A 20,358-nucleotide genomic window follows, 5' to 3' on the forward strand; every position below is an offset into this window, starting at 1 on the left:
GTGGCCTGTGTTCCCTCGTCCCAGGGGCCTGGGGGCCTCACCGGGGTGCCCCCGCCTCCGTGTCGGGGGCCAGGGTGAAGGACGCGGGGTCCGGGGGACGTACCGTTGTCTCCTCGTCCTGCGTCAGCAGGTCCGCGACCTCCAGGACGTGGTGGCCCGCCATCGCCGGCAGGCAGCTGCCCCTCGCCGGGGTGATCGCCGCCGCCCAGGCGGCCGGGATCGCGGCGACGCCCTGTGTCGCTCCCGCCAGCGCGCCCGCCACCGCCGCCGTCGTGTCGGCGTCGCGGCCCATGTTGACCGCCGTGAGGACCGCGTCGCGGAAGTCGCCGTCGGCCGCCGCGTAGGCGCCGAAGGCCAGGGCGACGGCTTCCGGGGCCAGGTCCGTCCAGGGATAGCCGCCGATCACCACCGCCGAGCGGACCGCGCGTTCGCCGCGGTGGGCGGCCGTCACGGCCCGGCGCAGGGAGCGGGCCGTCCAGGAGTCGTCCGGGACGACGGCGAGGGCGGAGGCCACCACCGCGATCGGCGCCGCTCCGGCCATCGCCGCCGCCACCCCCGCCGCCACCGCCTGGCCGCCGTAGATGCCCTCGCCCTCGTGGCTCACCGAGCCGTCGATCGCCGCCAGCCGGGCCGCCTCGGCGGGCCGGCCCGCGGCGAAGACGCCGAAGGGGGCCGCGCGCATGGCGAGACCGTCGCTCCAGGCGTGCCGGTGCTGGGCGGAGATGGGGGCGGCGAGACCGCGGCGGAGGTTCTCCAGGGTGCCGCGCTCGCTGAAGCCCGCCCCGCGGAAGGGGCCCTCGGCGCGGTCGGCGATCCACTCGTGCCAGGCCGCCTCCACATGGGCGGGGGTGAGGGCCGAGCCGTGGCGGGCCAGCAGCAGGCCCGAGAAGATCGCGTACTCCGTGTCGTCCGTGCCGGCCGGTACGTCCATGACGTACCCCGTGATCCGGCCCCAGCGGGCGCGGATCTCGGACGGTTTCATGTTCTCCGCGGGCGCCCCGAGGGCGTCCCCCACGGCCAGACCGAGCAGTGCGCCGCGTGCCCGTTCGCGGATCGATGGCATGGCCCATGTGTCCCACCATCAGCGGTTGACCCCAGCCTCGCGGGGCTCCATGTCACCCGGTCGATCGGCAAAGTCGCAGGTTAGCCCAGCCTTTCCTTGCTGGCGGCGGGGAATGCGGAGGCGTAGGTTTTGCGTTGTCGGAACTTAGAACGTGTCCAAAGTTAGCTTTGGCTTAGCTTCCCTGGGGGACCCCGTAATGGCGATCATCGAGACCGAGGCCACGCTCCATGAGGCCCACCGCGACAACCACACGCACCGTGACGTCAACGGTGGGTGGCTGCGGCCGGCGGTGTTCGGGGCGATGGACGGGCTCGTCTCCAACCTCGCGCTGATGACCGGTGTCGCGGGCGGCGCCGTGAGTCCGAACACCATCGTGCTGACCGGCCTCGCGGGTCTCGCCGCCGGCGCCTTCTCGATGGCCGCGGGTGAGTACACCTCCGTCGCCTCCCAGCGCGAGCTCGTCGAGGCCGAACTGGACGTCGAGCGCGCCGAGCTGAGGAAGCACCCGGCGGACGAGGAGGCCGAGCTCGCCGCGCTCTACCAGGCGCGCGGCGTCGAGCCCGAGCTGGCCCGCGAGGTCGCCCGGCAGCTGTCCCGTGATCCCGAGCAGGCGCTGGAGATCCACGCCCGCGAGGAGCTCGGCATCGACCCCTCGGACCTGCCGTCGCCGCTGGTCGCGGCCGTGTCGTCCTTCGGGTCCTTCGCGCTGGGCGCGCTGCTTCCCGTACTGCCGTATCTGCTCGGTGCCACCGCGCTGTGGCCCGCCCTGCTGCTCGCCTTCATCGGGCTGTTCGCGTGCGGTGCCGTGGTGGCCCGGGTGACCGCGCGCAGCTGGTGGTACAGCGGGCTGCGGCAGCTCGCGCTCGGCGGCGCCGCGGCCGGTGTGACCTACGCCCTGGGCAGTCTGTTCGGAACGGCCGTAGGATAGCTCGGCTGGAACTTATGCGTTGGGCCGCATAAGTAGCCGTTACCCGCTGGTTTCGAATGGTTTTCCACCGGGCATGAGCCGTAAGCGCTGTGGGCAATGAGGCCTGCCGCGCACCACCGGGAAGGGCGACGCGGCCCTCCCCGTCTTTCGGGTCGGCGGACAACGATCTGTCCCGTCCGGTCCCCATAGCTTCCACCGCAGGCGCGGCACCCGCGCTGCAGCCGAGCGGTGTCCGCATGCTGGAACGGAATATCCCGGTTCCCGAGAACCGCTCCATCATGTAACCTGCACGAAATTTTGCACTCCGCAGAGGGCCAACGTCGTCCCTCGGCAATCTGCATGCCACTTGAGACGACGACGGGAGAGCCGATGCGTACGCCGCGCCAGCCGTCCCAGCATTCCGCGAATGGCCAGAACTGGTCCTTCATGGATGCTCGCCCTGCTGCGCAGGGTATGTACGACCCCCGCTTCGAGCGCGACGCGTGCGGCGTCGGCTTCGTTGCCACCCTCACCGGCGAGGCGTCCCACACCCTGGTCGAACAGGCCCTGACCGTCCTGCGCAACCTCGAACACCGCGGTGCCACCGGCTCGGAGCCGGACTCCGGGGACGGCGCCGGCATCCTCTCCCAGGTACCCGACGCGTTCTTCCGTGACGTGGCCGGATTCGAACTGCCCGAGGCGGGCGGTTACGCGGTCGGCATCGCCTTCCTGCCCGAGGAGGAGACCGAGGACGCCGTCTCACGCATCGAGACGATCGCCGACGACGAGGGTCTCACCGTCCTCGGCTGGCGCGAGGTCCCGGTCGCCCCCGAACTGCTCGGTGCCACCGCCCGCTCGACGATGCCCGCCTTCCGCCAGATCTTCGTCACGGACAACGCCTCGAAGGGCATCGTTCTCGACCGCAAGGCCTTCGCGCTGCGCAAGCGCGCCGAGCGCGAGGCCGGTGTCTACTTCCCGTCGCTCTCCGCGCGCACCATCGTCTACAAGGGCATGCTGACCACCGGTCAGCTCGAGCCCTTCTTCCCGGACCTGTCCGACCGCCGCTTCGCCTCCGCGATCGCGCTCGTGCACTCCCGGTTCTCCACGAACACCTTCCCGTCGTGGCCCCTCGCGCACCCGTACCGCTTCGTCGCGCACAACGGTGAGATCAACACCGTCATGGGCAACCGCAACTGGATGCGCGCCCGCGAATCGCAGCTGGTCTCCGACCTGTTCGGGGACAAGGGCCTGGAGCGCGTCTTCCCGATCTGTACGCCGGACGCCTCCGACTCGGCGACCTTCGACGAGGTGCTGGAACTGCTGCACCTGGGCGGGCGTTCGCTGCCGCACTCCGTGCTGATGATGATCCCGGAGGCGTGGGAGAACCACGACTCCATGGACCCCGCCCGCCGCGCCTTCTACAACTTCCACTCCACGATGATGGAGCCCTGGGACGGCCCGGCCTGTGTCACCTTCACCGACGGCACCCAGGTCGGCGCGGTCCTCGACCGCAACGGCCTGCGCCCCGGCCGCTACTGGGTCACCGACGACGGCCTGGTCGTCCTCGGCTCCGAGGTCGGCGTCCTGGACATCGACCCGGCCAGGGTCGTCCGCAAGGGCCGGCTGCAGCCCGGCAAGATGTTCCTCGTCGACACCGTCGAGCACCGCATCATCGAGGACGACGAGATCAAGGCGACCCTCGCCGCCGAGCAGCCCTACGCCGAGTGGATCGAGGCCGGCGAGATCGAGCTGGGCGACCTGCCCGAGCGCGAGCACATCGTCCACACCCACGCCTCGGTCACCCGCCGCCAGCAGACCTTCGGCTACACCGAGGAAGAACTGCGCGTCATCCTCGCGCCGATGGCCAAGGCCGGTGCCGAGCCGATCGGTTCGATGGGTACGGACAGCCCGATCGCCGCGCTCTCCGAGCGCCCGCGGCTGCTGTTCGACTACTTCACCCAGCTGTTCGCACAGGTCACCAACCCGCCGCTGGACGCGATCCGCGAGGAGCTGGTCACCTCCCTGCGCTCGTCGCTGGGCCCGCAGGGCAACCTGCTCGACCCGAGCGCCGCCTCCTGTCGCTCCGTCGTGCTGCCCTTCCCGGTCATCGACAACGACGAGCTGGCCAAGCTCATCCACATCAACGCCGACGGCGACATGCCCGGCTTCAAGGCCGCGACCCTCTCCGGCCTCTACCGGGTCTCCGGCGGCGGTGACGCCCTCGCGGCGCGCATCGAGGAGATCTGCGCCGAGGCCGACGCCGCCATCGATAACGGAGCCCGGCTGATCGTCCTGTCGGACCGCCACTCCGACGCCGAGCACGCGCCGATCCCCTCGCTGCTGCTCACCGCGGCCGTCCACCACCACCTCATCCGCACCAAGCAGCGCACCCACGTGGGCCTGCTGGTCGAGGCCGGCGACGTCCGCGAGGTCCACCACGTCGCCCTGCTCATCGGCTACGGCGCCGCGGCCGTGAACCCGTACCTGGCGATGGAGTCGGTCGAGGACCTGGTCCGCGCCGGTACCTTCCTCTCCGGCATCGAGCCCGAGCAGGCCATCCGCAACCTGATCTACGCCCTCGGCAAGGGCGTGCTGAAGGTCATGTCGAAGATGGGCATCTCCACGGTCGCCTCCTACCGGGGCGCCCAGGTCTTCGAGGCCGTCGGCCTCGACGACGCGTTCGTCGCCAAGTACTTCAGCGGTACGGCCACCAAGATCGGCGGTGTCGGCATCGACGTCGTCGCCAAGGAGGTCGCCGCCCGCCACGCCAAGGCCTACCCGGCCTCCGGCATCGCGCCGGCCCACCGCGCCCTGGACATAGGCGGCGAGTACCAGTGGCGCCGCGAGGGCGAGCCGCACCTGTTCGACCCGGAGACGGTCTTCCGCCTCCAGCACTCCACGCGCACCGGCCGCTACGACATCTTCAAGAAGTACACCGAGCGGGTGAACGAGCAGTCCGAGCGGCTGATGACGCTGCGCGGGTTGTTCGGCTTCACGTCGGACCGTCCCTCGATCTCCATCGACGAGGTCGAGCCGGTCTCCGAGATCGTCAAGCGCTTCTCCACCGGCGCCATGTCGTACGGCTCCATCTCGCGCGAGGCGCACGAGACGCTCGCCATCGCCATGAACCAGCTGGGCGGCAAGTCCAACACCGGCGAGGGCGGCGAGGACCCGGACCGTCTGTACGACCCGGCCCGCCGGTCCGCCATCAAGCAGGTCGCCTCCGGCCGCTTCGGCGTGACCTCCGAGTACCTGGTCAACGCGGACGACATCCAGATCAAGATGGCCCAGGGCGCCAAGCCCGGTGAGGGCGGCCAGCTGCCCGGCCACAAGGTGTACCCGTGGGTCGCCAAGACCCGTCACTCGACCCCGGGTGTCGGTCTGATCTCCCCGCCGCCGCACCACGACATCTACTCCATCGAGGACCTGGCCCAGCTGATCCACGACCTGAAGAACGCGAACCCGCAGGCGCGGATTCACGTCAAGCTGGTCTCCGAGGTCGGCGTCGGCACGGTCGCGGCGGGTGTGTCCAAGGCGCACGCGGACGTCGTGCTCATCTCCGGTCACGACGGCGGCACGGGCGCCTCCCCGCTGACCTCGCTGAAGCACGCGGGCGGTCCCTGGGAGCTCGGTCTCGCCGAGACCCAGCAGACCCTGCTGCTCAACGGCCTGCGCGACCGGATCGTGGTCCAGACCGACGGCCAGCTCAAGACCGGCCGTGACGTCGTCATCGCCGCGCTGCTGGGCGCCGAGGAGTTCGGTTTCGCGACCGCGCCGCTCGTCGTCTCCGGCTGCGTCATGATGCGCGTCTGCCACCTGGACACCTGCCCGGTCGGCATCGCCACCCAGAACCCGACCCTGCGCGACCGCTTCTCCGGCAAGGCCGAGTACGTCGTCAACTTCTTCCAGTACATCGCCCAGGAGGTCCGCGAGATCCTCGCCGAGCTCGGCTTCCGCTCCATCGAGGAGGCCGTCGGTCACGCCGAGGCGCTCGACGTGACCCGCGCGGTCGACCACTGGAAGGCGCAGGGCCTGGACCTGGCCCCGCTGTTCCACGTGCCGTCGCTGTCCGAGGGCGCGGTCCGCCACCAGGTGATCGCCCAGGACCACGGCCTGGAGAAGGCGCTCGACAACGAGCTGATCAAGCTCGCCGCCGACGCCCTGGCCGCCGACTCCGCGACCGACGCCCAGCCGGTGCGCGCCCAGGTCTCCATCCGCAACATCAACCGCACGGTCGGCACCATGCTCGGCCACGAGGTGACCAAGAGGTTCGGTGGCGCGGGCCTGCCCGACGACACCATCGACATCACCTTCACCGGTTCCGCGGGCCAGTCCTTCGGCGCCTTCCTCCCGCGCGGTGTCACGCTGCGCCTGGAGGGCGACGCCAACGACTACGTCGGCAAGGGCCTCTCCGGCGGCCGGGTGATCGTCCGTCCCGACCGGGACGCCGACCACCTCGCCGAGTACTCGACCATCGCGGGCAACACCATCGCGTACGGCGCGACCGGCGGCGAGCTGTTCCTGCGCGGCCGTACCGGCGAGCGGTTCTGTGTCCGCAACTCCGGCGCGACGGTCGTCTCCGAGGGCGTGGGCGACCACGGCTGCGAGTACATGACCGGCGGACGCGCGGTGGTGCTCGGGCCGACGGGCCGCAACTTCGCGGCCGGTATGTCCGGCGGTGTCGCGTACGTGATCGACCTCGACCGCGACAACGTCAACGTCGGCAATCTGGAGTCGGTCGAGGAGCTGGACGACACCGACAAGCAGTGGCTGCACGACGTGGTGCGCCGGCACCAGGAGGAGACCGCCTCCACGGTCGCCGAGAAGCTGCTGGCCGAGTGGGACACCGCGGTCGAACGCTTCAGCAAGATCATCCCCAGCACGTACAAGGCAGTGCTCGCCGCCAAGGACGCCGCCGAGCAGGCGGGACTCTCCGAGTCCGAGATCACCGAGAAGATGATGGAGGCGGCGATCAATGGCTGACCCGAAGGGCTTTCTCCACCACGGCCGTGAGGTCGCCAAGTCCCGTCCGGTCGAGGACCGCCTGAAGGACTGGAACGAGGTCTACGTCCCCGGCTCCCTGCTGCCGATCATCAGCAAGCAGGCGAGCCGCTGCATGGACTGCGGTATCCCGTTCTGTCACAACGGCTGTCCGCTGGGGAACCTGATCCCCGAGTGGAACGACTACGCCTACCGCGAGGACTGGTCGGCGGCTTCGGAGCGCCTGCACGCGACGAACAACTTCCCCGAGTTCACGGGCCGGCTGTGCCCGGCCCCGTGCGAGTCGGCGTGCGTGCTGGGTATCAACCAGCCGCCGGTGACCATCAAGAACGTCGAGGTCTCGATCATCGACAAGGCGTGGGAGACCGGTGACGTCGCGCCGCAGATCCCGGAGCGCCTCTCGGGCAAGACCGTCGCCGTCATCGGCTCGGGCCCGGCGGGCCTGGCCGCCGCCCAGCAGCTGACCCGGGCCGGCCACACCGTCGCCGTCTACGAGCGCGCCGACCGCATCGGCGGCCTGCTCCGCTACGGCATCCCCGAGTTCAAGATGGAGAAGCGGCACATCAACCGCCGTATCGAGCAGATGCGCGCGGAGGGCACCCGCTTCCGTACCGGCATCGAGATCGGCCGCGACCTCAAGGCGACCGACCTGAAGAAGCGGTACGACGCCATCGTCATCGCCGCCGGTGCGACGACCGCTCGTGACCTGCCGGTGCCGGGCCGTGAGCTCAAGGGCATCTACCAGGCCATGGAGTACCTGCCCCTGTCGAACAAGGTCCAGGAGGGCGACTACGTCGTCGCCCCGGTCTCGGCCGAGGGCAAGCACGTCGTGGTCATCGGCGGCGGCGACACCGGCGCGGACTGCGTGGGCACCGCCCACCGCCAGGGCGCGGCCTCCGTCACCCAGCTGGAGATCATGCCCCGGCCGGGCGACGAGCGGAACGCCGTCACCCAGCCGTGGCCGACCTTCCCCATGCTGTACAAGGTGACCTCCGCGCACGAGGAGGGCGGCGAGCGGGTGTACTCCGTCTCCACCACCCACTTCGAGGGCGACGAGGACGGCAACGTCCAGTGGCTGCACCTCACCGAGGTCGAGTTCATCGACGGCAGGCTCACCCCGAAGCCGGGCACCGAGCGCAAGATCCCGGCCCAGCTGGTGACGCTGGCGATGGGCTTCACCGGCACCGACCGGGACAACGGCCTGGTCGACCAGTTCGCCCTGGACCTCGACGAGCGGGGCAACATCGCCCGCGACGCCGACTTCCAGACCAACGTCCCCGGGGTCTTCGTCGCCGGTGACGCCGGCCGCGGCCAGTCGCTCATCGTGTGGGCGATCGCGGAGGGCCGCTCGGCCGCCCGCGGCGTCGACCGCTTCCTGACCGGCGCCAGCGACCTGCCGGCCCCGATCCGCCCGACGGACCGCGCGCTGATGGTCTGACGGTTCACCAGGAACGTCCCGTACAAAGGCGTACGGGCTGGTTGTCTGGGGGGTGTCCCCCCCCAGACCCCCCGTGACGGCGTCTGCCCAGTCCCCGACCGGACTACGGGCAGGCGCTGTCGCCTTTTCGGCTGCTCAGACCGTCAGTTCCGCGACCTTCGCCATCGCCAGGATCACCAGCAGCGCCAGCAGGGCCACACACGCGCCCGCCTGGACGAGGGTGCGGCGCTGGCCGCGGGGCGCGTAGGCGACCGTCACCACGGTGCCGGCCAGCAGTCCGCCGAGGTGGCCCTGCCAGGAGGTGAGGCTCGCGGAGATCAGCAGCCACAGCAGCAGGCCCGCCATGAAACGGTTGACCTGAGCCATGTCGGCGCCCAGCCGCCGGGCCATGACGTAGTACGCGGCGCCGAGCCCGAAGATCGCGCCGGACGCGCCCAGCGTCGGGGAGTCCGGCGCCAGCAGCAGCACCAGCACCGAGCCGCCCAGCGCCGACAGCAGATACAGGGTGACGTACCGGATCCGGCCGAGCTGGAACTCGACCACCCGGCCGATGTTCCACAGCGACACCATGTTCATCACGATGTGCAGGATCCCGAACGTGCCCCCGGTCGGCGGCAGATGCAGGAACGCACCGGTCAGCAGCCGGTACCACTCCCCGTCGACGACACCCTCGGGGTGGTAGGCCGAGGGGTACCCGGCCACCCACACGTAGTGCCCGCCGTCCGGCCCGACCAGCCCCCGGCCCAGCATCTCGAACCGGTCCACGACCGACGGCCGCACCAGCTCGCCCAGATACGCGAGCACATTGAGCCCGATCAGGACGTACGTCACCACGGGCGCCGTGGTGATCCGCCCGCCGAACGCCGTGCGCGCCTGCCGCACCGACCGCGCTCCCTGACGTACGCACTCCACGCACTGGTGGCCGACGGACGCCTCCCGCATACAGTTCGGGCAGATGTAGCGGTCGCAGCGGGTGCAGCGGACGTGGGACTCCACCGCGGGATGGCGGTAGCAGGTGGTGACGGTGGACTCGGGTTCCACGCCGGCTCCTCGGAGGGGATGGGACGAACGGTGAGCCGGTGGGGACGGCGGCGAACAAAATAACGAACACAGGTGACGGATGGGAGAGTAGGGGCCATGGTTGCGATCAGTCTGAAGAAGGTCGAGGAGACCGCGCCGGCCCTGGTCAGCCTCTACAAGAGCGCCGGGGTCTCGCTGCGCAAGCACGGGCTGGACGGGCTGCGGGCCGCCGTGTACCTCGTCGTCGACTACTCCGGCTCCATGGCGCCGTACTACAAGGACGGCAGTGTGCAGGCGCTGGCCGACCGGGTGCTCGGGCTGTCCGCGCATCTCGACGACGACGGAAGCGTGCCGGTGGTGTTCTTCTCGACGGACGTCGACGCCGAGACCGAGATCGCGCTCGCCGACCACGCGGGGCGCATCGAGAAGATCGTGGCCGGGCTCGGGCACATGGGCAAGACCAGCTACCACCTGGCCATGGACGCCGTGATCGACCACTACCTCGACAGCGGCTCCACCGACCCCGCCCTGGTGGTCTTCCAGACCGACGGCGGCCCGATCAACAAGCTCGCCGCGGAACGGTACCTGTGCAAGGCGGCCGGGCTGCCGCTGTTCTGGCAGTTCGTGGGCTTCGGGGACCCGCACAGCAAGCAGTTCGACTTCCTGCGCCGGCTCGACGACCTGGCCGTCCCGGACAAGCGGGTCGTGGACAACGCCGGGTTCTTCCACGCCGGGGCCGACCCGCGGAAGGTGTCGGACACCGAGCTGTACGACCGGCTCGTGAGCGAGTTTCCGAAGTGGCTGGTGGCGGCGCGGGCGCAGGGAATCGTGCCGCCGTCCTGACCGCACCGTTGGCTCGGCCCCGGGGCGCGTGCAACCCTGATGTTGATCCGACGGGGAGGCGACGAACGTATGGACGGCGCACGTGCGGAGAACCGCGGGGCTTCGGCGCGCAGGGAGCCCCCGGGCAAGGGCGAGAAGGTCGCCGACTGGGCCGACGGACGGCTCGGCCTCTACGCCCTGGCCAAGGCCAACATGCGCAAGGTCTTTCCGGACCACTGGTCCTTCATGCTCGGCGAGATCTGCCTGTACAGCTTCATCATCCTGATCCTCACCGGCATCTACCTGACCCTGTTCTTCGAGCCCAGCGGGGTCGAGGTCGTCTACCACGGCTCGTACGTGCCGCTCAACGGCGTCCGGATGACCCGCGCCTACGAGTCCGCGCTCGACATCAGCTTCGACGTGCGCGGCGGACTGCTCATCCGGCAGATCCACCACTGGGCGGCGCTGGTCTTCGTCACCGGCATGCTGGTGCACATGATGCGGGTGTTCTTCACCGGAGCCTTCCGCAAGCCCCGCGAGGTCAACTGGCTGTTCGGCTGGACCCTGCTGATGCTCGGCATCATCACCGGCCTGACCGGCTACTCGCTCCCCGACGACCTGCTCTCCGGCACCGGCATCCGCTTCGCCGACGGCGCGATCCTGTCGATCCCGATCGTCGGCACGTATCTGTCGATGTTCCTGTTCGGCGGGGAGTTCCCGGGCCACGACATCATCTCGCGGCTCTTCCCCGTCCACGTCCTGCTGCTGCCAGGGCTGATGCTGGGGCTGGTGGTCGCCCATCTGATCCTGGTCTTCTACCACAAGCACACCCAGTACCCCGGGCCCGGGCGCGACCAGAAGACCGTGGTCGGCATGCCCTTCCTGCCCGTCTACATGGCCAAGGCCGGCGGCTTCTTCTTCCTCGTCTTCGGCGTGCTGGCCGTCATGGGCGGCATCGCCAGCATCAACCCCGTGTGGGCCTTCGGCCCCTACCGGCCGGACCTGGTGACCACCGGCGCCCAGCCCGACTGGTACCTCGGCTTCTCCGAGGGACTGATCCGGGTGATGCCGGGATGGGAGATCAACGCCTGGGGCCACACCCTGGTCCTTGGCGTCCTCATCCCCTTCTCGCTCTTCCCGCTGATCCTGCTCGCCCTCGGCCTGTATCCCTTCGTCGAGGCGTGGATCACCGGGGACAGACGCGAGCACCACATCCTGGACCGGCCGCGCAACGCGCCCGTGCGCACCGGGCTGGGCGTGGCCTGGCTCGCCCTGTACGTGGTGCTGCTGATCGGCGGCGGCAACGACATCGTGGCCACCCATCTGCACCTGTCCATCAACGCCATCACCTGGTTCGTGCGGGTCGCCTTCTTCGCGGCGCCGGTCGTCGCCTTCATCGTCACCAAACGGGTCTGCCTGGGCCTGCAGCGCCGCGACCGCGACAAGGTGCTGCACGGCCGGGAGACCGGCACCATCAAACGGCTGCCGACCGGCGAGTTCGTCGAGGTGCACGAACCGCTCCCGCAGGACCAGCTCTTCACCCTCACCCAGCACGAACAGAACCCGCCCTACGAGATCGGCCCCCTCGTCGACGCCAACGGCGTGCGCCGGCCGGTCACCGTCGCCCAGCGGGTGCGCGCCCAGCTGGCCCGGGCGATGTTCGGGCCCGATTCGCGGATCGCCAAACCGACCGCGGAGGAGTACCGGGAGCTCACCAGCGGCGACCACCACCACTGACCACCAGCGCCCGGCACTCCCGGGGTGTGCCCCACGCGGTGCGCAGCGCTCGGGCCTTGGTCAGCCACAGGGACAGGTCGTACTCCGCGGTGTACCCGATCGCGCCGTGCGACTGGAGCGCGGTACGTGCGGCCCGGTACGCCGCCTCGCAGGCCGCGACCTTGGCGGCGGCCACGTCGGCGGGCGCCATGGTGAGCGCGGCTGCGAACACCAGGGGCCGGGCGAACTCCAAGGCGATCTTGACGTCGGCCAGTCGGTGCTTCACGGCCTGGAAGGAGCCTATGGGGACGCCGAACTGGGTGCGCTGTTTCACGTACGCGACGGTCCGGTCGAGGAGGGCGAGACCGACGCCGAGGGCCTGGGCGGCGGTGGCGAGGCGGGCGTGGGTGAGGGCGTGCGCCACGGGCGGCTCGGCGGTGAGGAGTTCACCGCCCGGTGTCAGGGCGGTGAGGCGGCGGGCGGGGTCGAGGGACGGGCGTGCCGGGCCGTGACCGGGGGCGAGGCGCAGGCCGTCGGGTGCCAGCGAGAGACGGACGTCCGCCGCCTCGCCGTCGAGGGCGTACGACCCCTCGTGCGCCACCGTCGCCAGCGCCTCGCCCGAGGCCAGCGACGGCAGCAGGCGCTTGGCCGACGGACTCGGCTCACCGAGCAGGGCGGCCGCGAGGACCGTCTCCACCACAGGTCCCGGTACCGCGTGCCGCCCCAACTCCACGAAGGCGACGGCGAGTTCCACCGGACGGACGCCCAGTCCGCCGTACTCCTCCGGTACGGCGAGACCGAACACCCCCGCTTCGGCGACACGGCGCCACAGCGCACGGCCGCTCGACCGTTCGCCGCGGCTCCAATCCCGTATGACGGACGGCGTGTCGGAGGCGGTGAGCAGGGCGTCCAGCGAGGCCGCGAACGCCCGCTGTTCGGCCTCGAGCAGAAATCGCATCAGCGGCGTCCCTTCGGCAGGCCCAGCAGGCGCTCGGCGATGATGTCGCGCTGGATCTCGTTGGTGCCCGCGTAGATCGGGCCGGCGAGGGAGAAGACGTACCCCTCGGCCCAGGCCGTGTCCGCCGACTCGCCCTCCTCGCCGAGCAGGTCGAGGGCCGTCTCGTGCAGCGCGATGTCGTACTCGGACCAGAAGACCTTGTTCAGGCTGGACTCGGGCCCGATGGAGCCGCCGTCCAGGAAGCGGGAGGCCGCCGCGTGGGTGAACAGCTGGTAGGCGCGGGCGCCGATCAGGGCGTCGGCCACCTGGTCGTGTGCGTGGGACGGACCTCCCCGCTCCTCCCAGAGGGCGCGGAGTCTTTCGGCGCAGGCGAGGAAACGGCCCGGGGAGCGCAGCATCAGCCCCCGCTCGTTCCCCGCCGTCGACATCGCGATCCGCCAGCCCTCGCCGGGCGCGCCGATCACGTCCTCGTCCGGCACGAACACGTCGTCCAGGAAGAGCTCGGCGAACGCCGGCTTCCCGTCCAGGCGGCCGATCGGGCGGACCGTGACGCCCGGGGCACGCAGGCCGAACATCAGGTAGGTCAGGCCCTGGTGGGGTCTCGGCGTGTCCGGGTCGCTGCGGAACAGGCCGAAGGCGCGGTCGGCGAAGGCGGCCCGGGACGACCAGGTCTTCTGCCCGGTCAGCAGCCAGCCGCCGTCCGTACGCACCGCCCGCGACCGGAGGGAGGCCAGATCCGAGCCCGCCTCGGGTTCGGACCACGCCTGCGCCCAGATCACCTCGCCGGTGGCCATCGACGGCAGCACCCTCGCCCGCTGCTCCTCGGTGCCGTGGTCGAAGAGGGTCGGCGCCAGCAGACTGATCCCGTTCTGACTCACCCGCCCCGGCGCGCCCGCCGCCCAGTACTCCTCCTCGAAGGCCAGCCAGCGCAGGAGACCGGCGTCCCGTCCGCCGTACCCGGCCGGCCAGTTGACCACCGACCAGCCGTCCGCGGCCAGCTCCGCCTCCCACGCCCGGTGCGCCGCGAAACCCTCCGCGGTCTCCAGGGACGGCAGCGGGTCGGCCGGCACATGCGCGGTGAGCCAGGCCCTGGCCTCCGCGCGGAACTCCTCGTCGGCGCGCGAGTCGATGAGGTCCACGGTCGTCGCCCTCCTTCCCTAACAAGTGTTTGGTAGATTAGCGTGGCCCTATGACAACGGTCGAGACTCCGGCATACGTGCCCGGGCACGGCCTGCTGACCGGCCGCACCGCCGTCATCACCGCGGCGGCCGGAGCGGGCATCGGCGGCGCCACCGCGCGCCGCTTCCTGGAGGAGGGCGCCCGCGTGCTGATCAGCGACGCCCACGGGCGGCGGCTGAAGGAGTACGAGGCGGAGCTGGCCCGGGACTTCCCCGGAGCGGTGGCCGCGGTGCCGTGCGACGTCACCGACGAGGCCCAGGTGCGGGCCCTGTTCGAGACGGCGGTGAGCGAGCACGGACGGCTGGACGTCGTCGTCAACAACGCCGGGCTCGGCGGCACGTCGCCCCTCGTCGACATGACCGACGAGCAGTGGAGCCGGGTCCTGGACGTGACCTTGAACGGCACCTTCCGGTGCACCCGGGCCGCGCTGCGGCTGATGCGCGACAGCGGTGGCGGCGGCGTGGGGAACGGCGGTGGCGGGGTCATCGTCAACAACGCCTCCGTCGTCGGCTGGCGCGCCCAGGCCGGACAGGCCCACTACGCCGCCGCCAAGGCCGGTGTGATGGCGCTGACCCGGTGCGCGGCGCTGGAGGCGGCCGAGTACGGGGTGCGGGTCAACGCCGTCTCGCCGAGCCTCGCCATGCACCCGCACCTGGTGAAGGTGACGACCCCCGAACTGCTGGAGGAGCTGACCGCGCGCGAGGCCTTCGGCCGGTACGCGGAGCCCTGGGAGGTGGCCAACGTGATCGTCTTCCTGGCGTCCGGCTACTCCTCGTACATGACGGGAGAGGTCGTCTCCGTCAGCAGCCAGCACGCCTAGGACGAGAATGTATCCGTGCCGACCAAGAAGAAGCCCCAGGTGACCGCCGCGCCCGCCCGGCGCCGCGAACTCCTCGAGACCGCCGCCGAGGTCTTCGCCGAGCAGGGCTACAACGCCACCACCGTACGCAAGATCGCCGACCACGCGGGCATGCTCGCGGGCAGCCTCTACTACCACTTCGACTCCAAGGAATCGATGCTGGAGGAGATCCTGCGCACCTTCCTCGACGAGCTGTGGAGCGGCTACGACACCGTCCTGGACGCCGAGTTGGACCCGCGCGAGACCCTGGAGGCCCTGGTCACCGAGTCGTTCCGGGAGATCGACCGGCACCGCGCCGCCGTCGCGATCTACCAGAAGGAGAGCAGGCAGCTGGTGGCGCAGGAGCGGTTCGCGTTCCTCGCCGAGTCGCAGCGCAAGTTCGAGAAGGCGTGGCTGTCCACGCTGGAGCGCGGGGTCGCCGCCCGGGTCTTCCGGGCCGACCTCGACGTCCGTCTCACCTACCGGTTCGTGCGCGACACCGTGTGGGTGGCCGCGTCCTGGTACCGGCCCGGCGGACAGCACAGCCCGGAGGAGATCGCCCGGCAGTACCTGTCGATGGTGCTGGACGGGATCGCCGTACGTACGTGACCCATTGGGGAGTCGCCATGGCCGAGGCCTACATCGTCGAAGCGGTCCGAACGCCCGTGGGGCGGCGGGGAGGTGGGCTGAGCGGGGTCCATCCGGCCGACCTGGGCGCGCATGTGCTGAAGGAGCTGGTCGCGCGCGCGGGCGTCGATCCGGCCGCCGTCGAGGACGTCGTTTTCGGCTGTCTAGACGCGGTGGGGCCGCAGGCCGGGGACATCGCGCGCACCTGCTGGTTGGCGGCCGGACTGCCCGAGGAGGTGCCCGGTGTGACGATCGACCGGCAGTGCGGCTCCTCGCAGCAGGCCGTGCACTTCGCGGCGCAGGGGGTGCTGTCCGGCACGCAGGACCTGGTGGTCGCGGGCGGTGTGCAGAACATGTCGCAGATCCCGATCGCCTTCGCCACCCGTCAGGCCGCCGAGCCGCTGGGCTTCACGGCCGGGCCCTTCGCGGGCAGCGAGGGCTGGCGGGCGCGGTACGGGGACCAGCCCGTCAACCAGTTCGTGGGCGCCGAGATGATCGCCGCGAAGTGGGGGATCAGCCGGGAGGACCAGGAGGAGTTCGCGTTGCGGTCGCACCGGCGGGCGCTGCGGGCGATCGACGAGGGCCGGTTCGAGCGGGAGATCGTGGCCCTCGGCGAGGTCGCGGTCGACGAGGGGCCGCGCCGGGACACCTCGTTGGAGAAGATGGCCGGGCTGAAGCCGGTCCTCGACGGCGGCACCGTCACCGCCGCCTGCTCCTCCCAGGTCTCCGACGGGGCGGCGGCGATGCTGCTGGCCTCGGAGCGGGCGGTGCGCGAGCACGGGCTGCGGCCCCGAGCCCGCGTCCACCACCTCTCCGTACGCGGCGAGGACCCCATCCGCATGCTCTCCGCCCCCATCCCGGCCACCGCCCACGCCCTGAAGAAGACCGGTCTGACCATCGACGACATCGACCTCGTCGAGATCAACGAGGCCTTCGCCCCGGTCGTCCTCGCCTGGCTCAAGGAGACCGGCGCCGACCCCGAGAAGGTCAACGTCAACGGCGGCGCGATCGCCCTCGGCCACCCCCTCGGCGCGACCGGCGTCAAGCTCATGACGACCCTGCTGCACGAACTGGAGCGCACGGCCGGCCGCTTCGGCCTCCAGACGATGTGCGAGGGCGGCGGCCAGGCGAACGTGACGATCATTGAGAGGCTCTGAGGACGGTAGGGAGGGGGCGGGAGCCGTGCTGGTGGTGGGCGGTGCGGCAGCGGCCGGTGGAGCGGCGGTAGGCGTGCTGCGGTGGGCGTGCTGCAGTGGGTGGTGGGCTGCGGTGGGTAGTAGTCGGTGCGCGGCCGGCGAACTGTGGTGGGCGACGGCGCGGTGATCGGGGGCGGGGGCGGGGGCCGTGCGCGGGTGGGCGGCGGGGCGGTAGCCGGTGGGCCGCCAGCCGCCAGCCGCCAGCCGCCAACGCGCGGTGCGGGGCGGCGGCGGGCCGTGGGCGGCCGGCCGGTGGGCGGGGTGTGGCCGTGGGCCGAGCGGGTAAGCGGGCCGGGGTGGGTCAGTGGGTGAGGGAGAAGCCCAGGACCACGCCCGCGGACACCTCCACCATGCCGGGTGCGAGGTCGCCCGCCGAGGTGCCGCCCCCGCCGCCGTGACCCCGGTACTGGCGGAACTCGTAGGACTCCGAGTCCACGTCCTGGATGTGCACCACCGGGCCCAGCCTCACGCCCGCCGCCTCCGCGTACACCTCGGCCTTGCGGCGGGCGGCGGCCACCGCCTTGCGCCGCGCCTCGTCCCGCAGCGCCGGCTTGTCGTGCACGTCGAACTCGACACTGTCGATGTGGTGCGCGCCGGCGTCGACCGCGTCCACGATCAGCTGCTGGAGATCGTCGAGCACCTCGGTCTCGATGACGTACGAGGCCCGGCAGCGGTAGCCGAGGAACTTCCGTTCGCCGCCGTACCCGTCGTAGTCCGAGCTGAGCTTGAGCCGGGAGCCCGACACCGACGCGTCCGGTATCCCGTGCCCGCGCAGTACTTCACGCAGCCGCGCCACGGCAGCGCCCGCCTCCTGGAACGCCTTGTCCGGCAGGGGCTCCAGCACATCCACCGACAACCTCACCCGGACGAGCTGCGGTTCGACCCGCACGCTCCCCGCACCGAAAACACTCGATCCCCACGGCTCTCTGATCGTCTCCGTCATGTGCGCATTGAAGCACCGCCCCGCGCCAACTCGCCGATGATTTCCTCCGCTTGAGCCATCACCCCCGCCACCAGCTCCGCACACGAGGGCAGGTCCTCGATCACCCCGGCGACCTGCCCGGACGCCATCACCCCGAGATCCGTACGGCCGTCCACCATCGCCGACTTCAGCAGCATCGGCGTGTTCGCGGCGAGCAGTACCTGGCTCCAGGACAGCTCCTTGCCGTGTTTCATCGCAAGCCCGTCGCGCGCCATCTGCCGCCAGCTCAGCCCGGACAGCCTGCGGAAGCCGGCCGCATGGCGCAGGGCGTGCAGCAGGGCCCGCGCGCGGCCGGAGTTCTCCAGGGAGTCCACCAGCTCCGTGCGCAGCATCCGGTGCGGCAGACCGTCCACCGCCCTGGTCACGGTGACGTCCCGGACCGTCGCCGCCAGATACCGAGCCTTCACCGCGTCCGGCACCGTCGAGTCCGAGGTGAGCAGGAACCGCGTGCCCATCGCGACCCCCGCCGCCCCGTACGCCAGCGCCGCGACCAGGCCTCGTCCGTCGAAGAAGCCGCCCGCCGCCACGACCGGTATCCGCACCGCGTCGACCACCTGCGGCAGCAGCACCGTCGTCGCCACCTCGCCGGTGTGCCCACCGCCCTCGCCGCCCTGCACGATGACGGCGTCCGCGCCCCACGCCGCGACCTTCTCCGCGTGCCGTCGCGCGCCGACGGAGGGGATGACCACCACACCCGCCCCCTTCAGCTCCGCGATCAGCTCGGGGGAGGGAGCGAGGGCGAAGGAGGCGACCCGGACACCTTCCTCGATCATGATGCTCACCCGGTCACCGGCATCCACCGCGTCGGCCCGCAGATTCACCCCGAACGGACCGTCCGTACGGGACTTCACCTCCCGTATCGCCTCGCGCAGCCGGTCGGTCGGCATCGTCGCGGAGGCCAGGATACCGAGCACGCCCGCGCTCGCCGTCGCGGAGACCAGACGGGGGCCCGCCACCCAGCCCATGCCGGTCTGGACGATCGGGTGCCGGATGCCGATGAGGCGGGTGAGCGCCGTCTCCATCACGAACCGACCTCCCTGGCCCGGCTGCCGGCCGGGTCGAGCACCTCGCGGATCAGCCGCAGTTCCTCGGCCGTGGGCTCGCGGGTCGTCGGCACCTCGTCCGGGACCACCGGCTCGAAGGCGGTCGCCTCGCGCACCTCCTCCACAGTGACCCCCGGGTGCAGTGAGGCCAGGCGCATCGAGTGGTCCGGGGTCGCGAAGTCGAAGACGCCCAGGTCGGAGACGACACGGGGGATACGGTGGTAGCGAGCCGTTTCCGGGTGGGCGGCCGCGTGGTCGTAGCCCACCCCGCAGACCATGTCGACCTTCTCGACGAAGACCCGCCGTGAGTGCTTCGGAACCCAGTAACTCGTCGGGTTGTTCAGCGTGTTGACCGGCGCTCCGCGCACCCCGAGCAGCTGTCGCGCGGGCCGCTCCCAGTCGCCGATGCAGGAGATGTTCTGGTTGCCGAACCGGTCGATCTGGCTCGCGCCCATCATCACGTGCCGCCGCCCTCCGGTGACGAGGGCCAGGTGCTGACGGTAGGGGAGCCAGCCCTCGACCGTGCCGTCCGGGCGGACGAGCATCGCCTCGCCGTCGGTCAGCAGCAGGTCCGGCGAGAAGGTGAGCCGGGCGAGCCGGGCGCCGATGGAGGGGATCAGCCCCATCGGGCTGGCGAGCACCTCGCCCTCGCCCCGCCAGGCCTCGGCGCAGGCGATCACGCAGTACTCGGCGCGGGTGACGGGAACAACGGACGTGCCGGTGACCTCGGTCATGACTCCTGCCTCACCGCCGTCTGGTACGTCTGCTCGTCCCCGGCCAGGAACCGGGCCGCGAACTCCGGCCAGGGCGTGGTCGCGTACGTCCGCTGGAACGCCTCGTCCCGGCCGTAGTCGGGGGCGCAGGACGTGAAGTGCGCGCCGTTCGGGGCCTCCACGACACCCGTCACCCGGTGTCGCTTGACCAGCAGCGACTGGGGCGCCGCCTCCTTCGTCAACTCGGCCGTGTCCACGATCCGTTCGCACGACACATAAGCCGTGTCCGCCGCTTCGCAGAACAGGTCGTCGAAGTACGGGTCCGGGCCGAGGTACTGCCCGTTGCCCAGCCGGTCCGCGCGGCCCACGTGCACCAGGGCCGCGTCCATCCGCAGGGCCGGCATCGCCACGAACGTCTCCCCGTCCTCGTACGGCGAAGTGACGGTCCGCAGACCGGGGTTGACCCGCATCACGTCCGAGCCGATCCCGGCCCGCACCGGCAGGAACGGCAGCCGGTTCGCCGCCGCGCGCAGCCCCCACATGAACATCGCCTCGTCGATCTCCATCAGCTCGAAGGCACCACGCTCCCGGGCCGCGCGGTAGTGCGGTTCCAGCGGGACGGAGTCGAGGGTGACGAAGGCGGCGACCAGCTTGCGGATCCGTCCGGCCGCCGCCAGCATGCCCACGTCCGGGCCGCCGTAGGAGACGACCGTCAGGTCGGTGACGTCAGAGCGCAGCAGCGCTCTGACCAGGGCCATCGGTTTGCGGCGGGAACCCCATCCGCCGATGCCGAGGGTCATGCCGCTCTCCAGGCGGGAGACCACCTCCTCGGCGGTCATCGTCTTGTCACCCACG

16 protein-coding genes are annotated in these 20,358 nt (G+C 71.1%); 8 read left to right on the forward strand and 8 right to left on the reverse strand.

What is annotated here, in order from left to right; all coding sequences use genetic code 11:
• Positions 1–37: 37 nt before the first annotated feature.
• Positions 38–1,063, reverse strand: a complete 1,026-nt coding sequence (locus tag ABZ453_RS02795; RefSeq protein ID WP_359010858.1) for an ADP-ribosylglycohydrolase family protein — start codon at positions 1,061–1,063, stop codon at positions 38–40.
• Between the two features lie 196 nt (positions 1,064–1,259).
• Between ABZ453_RS02795 and ABZ453_RS02800 the strand changes: the two genes are divergently transcribed.
• From ABZ453_RS02800 to ABZ453_RS02810, 3 genes are all read left to right on the forward strand, one after another.
• A complete protein-coding gene (locus ABZ453_RS02800; RefSeq protein ID WP_133042792.1) occupies positions 1,260–1,991 on the forward strand; it encodes a VIT1/CCC1 transporter family protein in 732 nt (243 codons plus the stop codon).
• A 369-nt stretch (positions 1,992–2,360) separates the two neighbouring features.
• Positions 2,361–6,953, forward strand: a complete 4,593-nt coding sequence (gene gltB, locus ABZ453_RS02805; RefSeq protein WP_359010861.1) for a glutamate synthase large subunit — start codon at positions 2,361–2,363, stop codon at positions 6,951–6,953.
• Positions 6,946–8,409: a glutamate synthase subunit beta gene (locus ABZ453_RS02810; RefSeq protein WP_359010863.1), complete on the forward strand. Its 1,464-nt coding sequence runs from the start codon at positions 6,946–6,948 to the stop codon at positions 8,407–8,409. Before gltB ends, ABZ453_RS02810 begins: the two co-directional genes overlap by 8 nt.
• A gap of 135 nt (positions 8,410–8,544) precedes the next feature.
• Here ABZ453_RS02810 and ABZ453_RS02815 read toward each other — a convergent pair whose 3' ends face one another.
• A complete protein-coding gene (locus ABZ453_RS02815) occupies positions 8,545–9,450 on the reverse strand; it encodes a rhomboid family intramembrane serine protease (protein ID WP_359010865.1) in 906 nt (301 codons plus the stop codon).
• 96 nt (positions 9,451–9,546) lie between these two features.
• On the opposite strand from ABZ453_RS02815, the gene ABZ453_RS02820 reads away from it, so the two are divergent.
• Both ABZ453_RS02820 and ABZ453_RS02825 read left to right on the forward strand, forming a co-directional pair.
• Positions 9,547–10,272, forward strand: coding sequence for a VWA domain-containing protein (locus tag ABZ453_RS02820; protein WP_359010867.1), 726 nt, complete (start codon positions 9,547–9,549; stop codon positions 10,270–10,272).
• A 69-nt stretch (positions 10,273–10,341) separates the two neighbouring features.
• Positions 10,342–11,988, forward strand: a complete 1,647-nt coding sequence (locus ABZ453_RS02825) for a cytochrome bc complex cytochrome b subunit (RefSeq protein WP_359010869.1) — start codon at positions 10,342–10,344, stop codon at positions 11,986–11,988.
• Here the strand turns inward: ABZ453_RS02825 and ABZ453_RS02830 are convergent.
• Positions 11,963–12,925, reverse strand: coding sequence for an acyl-CoA dehydrogenase family protein (locus ABZ453_RS02830; protein ID WP_359010871.1), 963 nt, complete (start codon positions 12,923–12,925; stop codon positions 11,963–11,965). The genes ABZ453_RS02825 and ABZ453_RS02830 overlap by 26 nt on opposite strands.
• Positions 12,925–14,064 carry an acyl-CoA dehydrogenase family protein gene (locus tag ABZ453_RS02835; protein WP_359010873.1) on the reverse strand — a complete coding sequence of 380 codons (1,140 nt, stop codon included), beginning with the start codon at positions 14,062–14,064 and terminating at the stop codon, positions 12,925–12,927. Before ABZ453_RS02835 ends, ABZ453_RS02830 begins: the two co-directional genes overlap by 1 nt.
• 50 nt (positions 14,065–14,114) lie before the next feature.
• Here ABZ453_RS02835 and ABZ453_RS02840 point away from each other — a divergent pair, with 50 nt between their 5' ends.
• The 3 genes from ABZ453_RS02840 to ABZ453_RS02850 are packed head-to-tail and all read left to right on the forward strand — an operon-like array spanning position 14,115 to position 16,726.
• The gene (locus ABZ453_RS02840) at positions 14,115–14,924 is read left to right on the forward strand and encodes an SDR family oxidoreductase (protein ID WP_359010875.1); all 810 of its coding nucleotides are present in this window, start codon (positions 14,115–14,117) and stop codon (positions 14,922–14,924) included.
• A gap of 15 nt (positions 14,925–14,939) precedes the next feature.
• Complete coding sequence (locus ABZ453_RS02845; RefSeq protein WP_133042783.1) at positions 14,940–15,551, forward strand: TetR/AcrR family transcriptional regulator; 612 nt, start codon at positions 14,940–14,942, stop codon at positions 15,549–15,551.
• Between the two features lie 17 nt (positions 15,552–15,568).
• Complete coding sequence (locus ABZ453_RS02850; RefSeq protein ID WP_359010877.1) at positions 15,569–16,726, forward strand: acetyl-CoA C-acetyltransferase; 1,158 nt, start codon at positions 15,569–15,571, stop codon at positions 16,724–16,726.
• Positions 16,727–17,066: 340 nt separating this feature from the next.
• Here ABZ453_RS02850 and ABZ453_RS02855 read toward each other — a convergent pair whose 3' ends face one another.
• Genes ABZ453_RS02855 through ABZ453_RS02870 form a run of 4 tightly spaced genes read right to left on the reverse strand, consistent with a single transcriptional unit; the run spans position 17,067 to position 20,357 of the window.
• Positions 17,067–17,708, reverse strand: a complete 642-nt coding sequence (locus ABZ453_RS02855; RefSeq protein WP_356761552.1) for an SIMPL domain-containing protein — start codon at positions 17,706–17,708, stop codon at positions 17,067–17,069.
• Complete coding sequence (locus ABZ453_RS02860) at positions 17,705–18,769, reverse strand: nitronate monooxygenase (protein WP_359011175.1); 1,065 nt, start codon at positions 18,767–18,769, stop codon at positions 17,705–17,707. Before ABZ453_RS02860 ends, ABZ453_RS02855 begins: the two co-directional genes overlap by 4 nt.
• A complete protein-coding gene (locus ABZ453_RS02865; RefSeq protein ID WP_359010880.1) occupies positions 18,769–19,524 on the reverse strand; it encodes a CoA-transferase in 756 nt (251 codons plus the stop codon). Before ABZ453_RS02865 ends, ABZ453_RS02860 begins: the two co-directional genes overlap by 1 nt.
• The gene (locus ABZ453_RS02870; protein ID WP_359010882.1) at positions 19,521–20,357 is read right to left on the reverse strand and encodes a CoA-transferase; all 837 of its coding nucleotides are present in this window, start codon (positions 20,355–20,357) and stop codon (positions 19,521–19,523) included. The genes ABZ453_RS02865 and ABZ453_RS02870 overlap by 4 nt, the downstream gene beginning before the upstream one ends.
• Position 20,358: the final 1 nt, after the last annotated feature.

It is taken from the genome of Streptomyces sp. NPDC005799, assembly GCF_040630525.1.
In the GTDB taxonomy this organism is placed as follows: Bacteria; Actinomycetota; Actinomycetes; order Streptomycetales; family Streptomycetaceae; genus Streptomyces; species Streptomyces griseorubiginosus_B.

Coding starts and splice junctions, on each gene's coding strand:
- ABZ453_RS02850 (WP_359010877.1), top strand. CDS start 15,569: ATGGCCGAGGCCTACATCGTCGAAGCGGTCCGAACGCCCGTGGGGCGG.
- ABZ453_RS02810 (WP_359010863.1), top strand. CDS start 6,946: ATGGCTGACCCGAAGGGCTTTCTCCACCACGGCCGTGAGGTCGCCAAG.
- ABZ453_RS02820 (WP_359010867.1), top strand. CDS start 9,547: ATGGTTGCGATCAGTCTGAAGAAGGTCGAGGAGACCGCGCCGGCCCTG.
- ABZ453_RS02865 (WP_359010880.1), bottom strand. CDS start 19,524: ATGACCGAGGTCACCGGCACGTCCGTTGTTCCCGTCACCCGCGCCGAG.
- ABZ453_RS02855 (WP_356761552.1), bottom strand. CDS start 17,708: ATGACGGAGACGATCAGAGAGCCGTGGGGATCGAGTGTTTTCGGTGCG.
- ABZ453_RS02860 (WP_359011175.1), bottom strand. CDS start 18,769: ATGGAGACGGCGCTCACCCGCCTCATCGGCATCCGGCACCCGATCGTC.
- ABZ453_RS02825 (WP_359010869.1), top strand. CDS start 10,342: ATGGACGGCGCACGTGCGGAGAACCGCGGGGCTTCGGCGCGCAGGGAG.
- ABZ453_RS02830 (WP_359010871.1), bottom strand. CDS start 12,925: ATGCGATTTCTGCTCGAGGCCGAACAGCGGGCGTTCGCGGCCTCGCTG.
- ABZ453_RS02795 (WP_359010858.1), bottom strand. CDS start 1,063: ATGCCATCGATCCGCGAACGGGCACGCGGCGCACTGCTCGGTCTGGCC.
- ABZ453_RS02840 (WP_359010875.1), top strand. CDS start 14,115: ATGACAACGGTCGAGACTCCGGCATACGTGCCCGGGCACGGCCTGCTG.
- gltB (WP_359010861.1), top strand. CDS start 2,361: ATGCGTACGCCGCGCCAGCCGTCCCAGCATTCCGCGAATGGCCAGAAC.
- ABZ453_RS02800 (WP_133042792.1), top strand. CDS start 1,260: ATGGCGATCATCGAGACCGAGGCCACGCTCCATGAGGCCCACCGCGAC.